Annotated in this window: 5 protein-coding genes and 1 pseudogene; 2 read left to right on the top strand and 4 right to left on the bottom strand. The window is 72.0% G+C overall.

Features of this window, described 5'->3' with window-relative positions; genetic code table 11:
* Both ABNT58_RS02595 and ABNT58_RS02590 read left to right on the top strand, forming a co-directional pair.
* A partial coding sequence (locus ABNT58_RS02595; RefSeq protein WP_348751952.1) for a cupin domain-containing protein occupies positions 1–225 on the top strand: 225 nt, incomplete at its 5' end.
* Positions 225–839 carry a GNAT family N-acetyltransferase gene (locus ABNT58_RS02590; RefSeq protein ID WP_348751951.1) on the top strand — a complete coding sequence of 205 codons (615 nt, stop codon included), beginning with the start codon at positions 225–227 and terminating at the stop codon, positions 837–839. The genes ABNT58_RS02595 and ABNT58_RS02590, both read left to right, overlap by 1 nt.
* Here the strand turns inward: ABNT58_RS02590 and ABNT58_RS02585 are convergent.
* The 4 genes and pseudogenes from ABNT58_RS02585 to ABNT58_RS02570 all read right to left on the bottom strand — a co-directional run.
* Positions 752–1,654: a DUF72 domain-containing protein gene (locus ABNT58_RS02585; RefSeq protein ID WP_348751950.1), complete on the bottom strand. Its 903-nt coding sequence runs from the start codon at positions 1,652–1,654 to the stop codon at positions 752–754. The two genes, ABNT58_RS02590 and ABNT58_RS02585, sit on opposite strands and share 88 nt — an antisense overlap.
* A gap of 59 nt (positions 1,655–1,713) precedes the next feature.
* On the bottom strand, positions 1,714–2,211 hold the full coding sequence (locus tag ABNT58_RS02580) for an FxDxF family PEP-CTERM protein (protein WP_348751949.1): 498 nt from the start codon (positions 2,209–2,211) through the stop codon (positions 1,714–1,716).
* Positions 2,212–2,279: 68 nt separating this feature from the next.
* Entirely contained in the window at positions 2,280–2,795 is a 516-nt protein-coding gene (locus ABNT58_RS02575; RefSeq protein WP_348751948.1) for an FxDxF family PEP-CTERM protein, read from the bottom strand.
* Between the two features lie 217 nt (positions 2,796–3,012).
* Positions 3,013–3,442 (bottom strand): annotated as a pseudogene (locus tag ABNT58_RS02570) (phage tail sheath family protein); the annotation flags it as partial.

Raw genomic sequence — 3,442 nt, 5'->3', positions numbered from 1 at the left:
GCGCTGGACAGCGCGGGGCGCGAGTCCGAGATCCACCAGCAGGTCTGGATGATCGACGGCCAGATGGAGGTGACGGTGGCCGGCAGCCTGTGGCGCCTGGCCACCGGCGACTGCCTGGCCATGCGACTGGACGCACCCATCACGTACCACAACCCCGGCCGCAAGCCGGCCCGCTACCTGGTGGCGCTGGCCACCCTGCCCAGCTTTCCCAGCCGGAGGACCTGATGGACTCACCCCCGCTCACGCTGCGCCGCATCGGCGCCCAGGAGGCGGCCGACCCCGCCGCAGCGCAGCGCCTGGCCGGGCAGCTGGCCGACGTGCTGATCGACTGCGTGGCCGGCGGCGCCTCGGTCAGCTTCATGCAGCCGCTGCCGCGCGAACGGGCGCTGGCCTTCTGGCAGCAGGTGCTGGCGGCCACCGCCCTCAGCCACCGGGTGTTGATGGTGGCCGAGCAGCAGGGCCGTGTGGTGGGCACCGTGCAGGCCGTGCTCGACCTGCCCGACAACCAGCCCCACCGCGCCGACGTGGCCAAGATGCTGGTGCACCGCAGCGCGCGCCGGCAGGGCCTGGCCGTGCGGCTGCTGGCCGCGCTGGAGGCGCAGGCGCTGGCCGAAGGCCGGCCCGTGCTGGTGCTGGACACCGTGACCGGCGGCGACGCCGAGCGCCTGTACCAGCGCGCCGGCTGGCAGCGGGTGGGCGAGGTGCCGCTGTATGCGCTGATGCCCGACGGCCGGCCCTGCGGCACCACCTTCTACTTCAAGCACCTGGCCACGCCCAGCTTCGCGGCAAGCGCCGCCGCGTCGCAGGGCGCATGCACCTTCACGTCGTTGTCGAAGTAGCAGTACACGTCTCGGCGGGCTCGCCGCGGTGCCGCCCGCGGTGAGGCGGTGCGGGCATCGGTCACCTGGGTGCCGTGGCGCCAGGCGTCGATGCGGCGGGCCCAGTCGCTCAGCGCCGCGTCGTCGTAGCCGCTGGCGTACAGCTCCTTGTCGCCATGCAGGCGCAGGTACACGAAGTCGGCGGTCAGGTCTTCCAGCAGCGGCCAGCGCCGGGCGGTGTCGGCCACCACCAGCGCGATGCGGTGGCGGCGCAGCAGGGCGATGAAGTCGGGCGAGCAAAAGCTCTCATGGCGGATTTCCACCGCATGGCGCAGCCGGCGGCGTGGGCCTTCGGGCAGCAGCGTGCGGCCGGCCATGCGGCTGTCGTGCTCGCGGGCCAGCGCGGCCGCGGCCTGCGTGTTGCGCGGCAGCAGCTGGAAGAAGGCGTCGAAGCGTTCGGGCTCGAAGGCCATCTGCGGCGGAAACTGCCACAGCATCGGCCCCAGCTTGGGCCCGAGCGCAAACACGCCCGAAGCCAGGAAGTTGGCCAGCGGCACCCGCACGTCCTTCAGCCGCAACATGTGCGTCAGGTAGCGCGGTCCCTTGACCGCGAACACGAAGTCGTCGGGCGTTTCGTCGTGCCAGCGCTGGTAGCTTTCAGGCCGCTGCAGCGAGTAGAACGAGCCGTTCAGCTCGATCGTCGCCAGCTGGCGCGCGGCAAAGGCCAGCTCGCTGCGCTGAGGCAGCTTGGGCGGGTAGAAGCGGCCGCGCCACGGTGCGTAGCGCCAGCCGGAGATGCCGATGCGGGTGTCACCCGCGGTGGGCGTGTGGGCCATGCCGGCGCTGCGGCAAGCCAGGTGCCGGGGCGGCGTTGCACCGCCCCGAGTGCGCGCGATCAGGCGCGGCGGCGGCGGGCGATGGCGCCCACGGCGGCCAGGCCGGCCAGGGCCATGGCCCAGGTCGAGGGCTCGGGCACGGCGGCCACGGCCGACAGGTCGCCCGAGTACCGGGTGCCGCCCACGGCCGAAGTGCCGGCCAGCAGCAGGTGGTAGGTGGTGCCGGCCGACAGCAGCGCATTGTTCAGCGTCCATTGCTCGGCGCCGGTGGCGTCGAAGGCGGTCTGGGTGAAGCTGTACAGCGTCTGGCTGCCGTTGGTGATGGTGATGCTGCTGAAGTCGATGTTCTTGTTGCCGTTGATGCTGGTCGTCAGGCTGGAGCTGACGCTGGACTGGGCGAACGGCACTTCGAACAGGAACTCGTCCAGGAAGCTGCCCTTGGCCGGCTTGCCGGTGATGGCGGCGGTGTTGTCGTTGTCGAACACCAGCGAGCTGGGCGCCGCGAAGCTGGCGGCCGCGGCCAGGGCCAGGGCGGTGGCGATGAAGGCTTTTTGCATGATGAGGGCCCGCAGGGGCGTTGGTGAAAGGTCGGGGAAAAGGGGGTGGATGCCGGCGGCGGCGCCGATCAGGCGCGGCGGCGCCAGCCCACCAGGCCGGCGGCGCCCAGGGCCGCCAGCACCAGCGCGACGGAGCCGGGTTCGGGCACCGAGGCGGCAGGCATCACCGACAGCTCGCCGGCGTACAGCGCGCCGGTGGCGGCGGAGCTGCCTTCCAGGAACAGGTGGTAGCTGATGCCCGACAGCAGCGGCGCATCGGTCAGCGCCCATTGCTCCGAGCCGGTGGCGTCGGTGGACGTCTGCAGGAAGCTGAAGAGCGTGCTGTTGCCGTCGGTGATGTAGACGCGGCTGAAGTCGATGTCCCGGTCGCCCACGATGCTGGTGGTGACGCTGGCGCTGAGCGCCGACTGCGTGTAGGGCACGGTGAACACGTACTCGTCGGTGAAGCTGCCGGGCCGGGGCTTGCTCCAGAAGGCGGCGGTGTCGTCCGCATCGAAGGCGATGGACACCGGCGAAGCCACGGCCAGGGTGCTGGCCAGGCTGGCGGACAGGGCGGCGGCGACGACGAGCAAGGACTTCTTCATGACGGTACTTCCGGGCCCCCCAGACCCGGACATCGGGCTTTGCGGAAGGCGAGGCGCGATTCTGGAAAGGCCTCCCTCGCAGGTGGGCCCCCTGAAGAGGGTGTCGGCGCACGGTTCGCCGCCGGCGCGTGAAGCCCGTCACGCCGCGGGCGGCTGGCAGGTGGGGGTCAGGGGCAGGGAATCGGCATCGGCGCCACAGGCGCCGGCCCGGGCGGGCTCAGCCGGGCGGCATCGGCTGGGCCTGCAGCACCAGGCGCAGCAGCACGAATTCGGCCGGCCGCAGCGGCGCAAAGCCCAGGTGCAGGCGCACCAGGCCAAGGGCCTGGTCGGTGGTGGAGGTGGTGGCTGCGTCGCAGTGCACGAACCAGGCTTCCTGCGGTCGGCGCCCCTGGAAGGCGCCTTGTGCGTACAGGCCGTGCAGGAAGGCGCCCGCCTGCTCGCGCAGCCGGGCCCACAGCGGCTCGGCATCGGGCTCGAAAGCCACCCAGGCCAGGCCACGCACCAGGCTGTCTTCGATGTGCAGCGCCAGCCGGCGCACCGGCACGTATTTGAAGTCCGATCCCAGGCCGTCGATGCCGGCCCGGGTGCGGGCACCCCATACCACCGTGCCCTTGCCGGGCAGCATGCGCACGGTGTTGATGGCCTGC

The organism is uncultured Aquincola sp., from assembly GCF_964001545.1.
Lineage (GTDB): Bacteria > Pseudomonadota > Gammaproteobacteria > Burkholderiales > Burkholderiaceae_C > Aquincola.
This window is presented reverse-complemented; position numbering and strand designations above follow the sequence as displayed.